We start from the raw sequence: 2,705 nt of genomic DNA, 5'->3' as shown, positions 1-2,705 counted from the left end.
GCCCGAGGGCGCTGCCGCGCCGAAGGCCGATGTGCCGGCCGCGGCGCCGCCCCCGGCCGCGCCGGTCGCTCCGCCGAAGCCACAAGGAACCCAGTGAAGAAATACCTGATCGCCGGCCTGCTGGTCTGGCTCCCGCTGGCCGTCACCATCTGGGTGCTGCACTCGGTGCTGGGCCTGCTGGACGACGTGTTCGGCAGCATGGTCTCGGCCACGCAGGCGGTGCTGCCCGAGGCGGCGCGCCAGCCGCTGACCGACCTGCGCAACATCCCGGGCCTGGGCATCGTGCTGCTGATCGCCGGGCTGCTGCTCACCGGCATGTTCGCCGCCAACATGTTCGGCCAGTGGTGGCTCACGCAGGCGCACCGGGTGCTCAACCACATCCCGATCGTCAAGTCGATCTACAGCTCGGTGAAGCAGGTGTCGGACACGCTGTTCTCGAGCAGCGGCAATGCGTTCCGCGAGGCGGTGCTGGTGCAGTACCCGCGCGCCGGCTCGTGGACGATCGCCTTCGTCACCGGCCGGCCCGGCGGCGAGGCGGCCACGCACCTGAGCGGCGACTACCTCAGCGTGTACGTGCCGACCACGCCGAACCCGACCTCGGGCTTCTTCCTGATGGTGCCGCGCGCCGACGTGGTGGTGCTCAGCATGAGCGTCGACGAGGCGTTGAAGTACGTGATCTCGATGGGCGTGGTGGCGCCGCCGATCCCCGTGCCCGCGGTGCCGCCGGTGCCGCCCGTGCTGCCGCCGGACGAGCCCCGAAATCAGACCGGTTGAGCGCCTGGCAGCCGCTCAACCGGTGCGCAACCCGCGGGGCTTGCAAGCGCGCCCCCCAACGCCTACCACTTTGATTTGATGCCGACGCGCGGTGCACGCGCCGCGCCGGCCACGATGACCGATTCCGGAGAAGACACATGAGAACAACGTATTGCGGCCTCGTCAGCGAGGCACTGATGGGCCAGACCGTCACCCTGATGGGCTGGGCGCATCGTCGCCGCGACCATGGCGGCGTGATCTTCATCGACCTGCGCGACCGCGAAGGCCTGGTGCAGCTGGTGTGCGACCCCGACCGCGCCGAGATGTTCAAGACCGCCGAGGGCGTGCGCAACGAGTTCTGCCTGAAGATCGTCGGCAAGGTGCGCCCGCGCCCGGCCGGCACCGAGAACGCCAACCTCACCAGCGGCAAGATCGAGATCCTGTGCCATGAACTCGAGGTGCTGAACCCGAGCGTCACGCCGCCGTTCCAGCTCGACGACGACAACCTGTCGGAGACCACGCGCCTGACGCACCGCGTGCTGGACCTGCGCCGCCCGGCGATGCAGAAGAACCTGATCCTGCGCTACCGCGTGGCGATGGAGGTGCGCAAGTTCCTCGACGCGAACGGCTTCATCGACATCGAGACGCCGATGCTGACGAAGAGCACGCCCGAGGGCGCACGCGACTACCTGGTGCCGAGCCGCGTCAACGAAGGCATGTTCTTCGCGCTGCCGCAGAGCCCGCAGCTCTTCAAGCAGCTGCTGATGGTGGCCGGTTTCGACCGCTACTACCAGATCACCAAGTGCTTCCGCGACGAAGACCTGCGCGCCGACCGCCAGCCCGAGTTCACGCAGATCGATATCGAGACCAGCTTCCTGACCGAGGAAGAGATCCGCGGCATGTTCGAGGGGATGATCCGCACGGTGTTCCGCAGCACCATCGGCGTGGAGCTGCCGGTGTACCCGGTGATGACGTATGCCGATGCGATGTTCCGCTTCGGCTCCGACAAGCCCGACCTGCGCGTGAAGCTCGAGTTCACCGAGCTGACCGACGTGATGAAGGACGTCGACTTCAAGGTGTTCTCGGGTCCGGCCACCAGCAAGGACGGCCGCGTGGTGGCGCTGCGCATCCCGGGCGGCGGCGAGATGAGCCGCGGCGAGATCGATGCCTACACCGACTTCGTCAAGATCTACGGTGCCAAGGGCCTGGCCTGGATCAAGGTGAACGATGCCGGCAAGGGCCGTGAAGGCCTGCAGAGCCCGATCGTGAAGAACCTGCACGATGCGGCGATCAACGCGGTGATCGCACGCACCGGCGCGCGCAACGGCGACCTGATCTTCTTCGGTGCCGACAAGGCCAAGGTGGTGAACGACGCGATCGGCGGGCTGCGCGTGAAGGTGGGCCACAGCGAGTTCGGCAAGAAGAACGGCCTGTTCGAGGACAAGTGGGCGCCGCTGTGGGTGGTCGATTTCCCGATGTTCGAGTACGACGACGACGGCGAGCGCTGGAACGCGGTGCACCACCCGTTCACCGCGCCGAAGGACGGCCATGAGGACTACATGGACACCGACCCGAGCAAGTGCATCGCGAAGGCCTACGACATGGTGCTCAACGGCTGGGAGCTGGGCGGCGGCTCGGTGCGGATCCACCGCGCCGAGGTGCAGAGCAAGGTCTTCAGCGCGCTGAAGATCGGGCCGGAGGAAGCGCAGCTGAAGTTCGGCTTCCTGCTCGATGCGCTGCAGTACGGCGCACCGCCGCACGGCGGCCTGGCGTTCGGGCTGGACCGGCTGGTGACGCTGATGACCAAGGCCGAGTCGATCCGCGACGTGATCGCGTTCCCGAAGACGCAGCGCGCGCAGGATCTGCTGACGCATGYGCCGAGCCCGGTGGACGAGAAGCAGCTGCGGGAGTTGCACATTCGCTTGAGGAATCCGCAGGCGACGCAGGTGGGG

General features: G+C 67.5%; 2 protein-coding genes. Both read left to right on the top strand.

Annotated elements, in window-relative coordinates; genetic code table 11:
• The first annotated feature begins 93 nt into the window (after positions 1 to 93).
• Positions 94 to 774 carry a DUF502 domain-containing protein gene (locus tag AC1D15_RS25775; RefSeq protein ID WP_477828232.1) on the top strand — a complete coding sequence of 227 codons (681 nt, stop codon included), beginning with the start codon at positions 94 to 96 and terminating at the stop codon, positions 772 to 774.
• 137 nt (positions 775 to 911) lie between these two features.
• Positions 912 to 2,705 (top strand): aspartate--tRNA ligase (gene aspS / locus AC1D15_RS25770; protein ID WP_477828231.1); only part of this gene is annotated, 1,794 nt, incomplete at its 3' end.

It is taken from the genome of Rhizobacter sp. P2_H2 (assembly GCF_056403375.1).
This window is presented reverse-complemented; position numbering and strand designations above follow the sequence as displayed.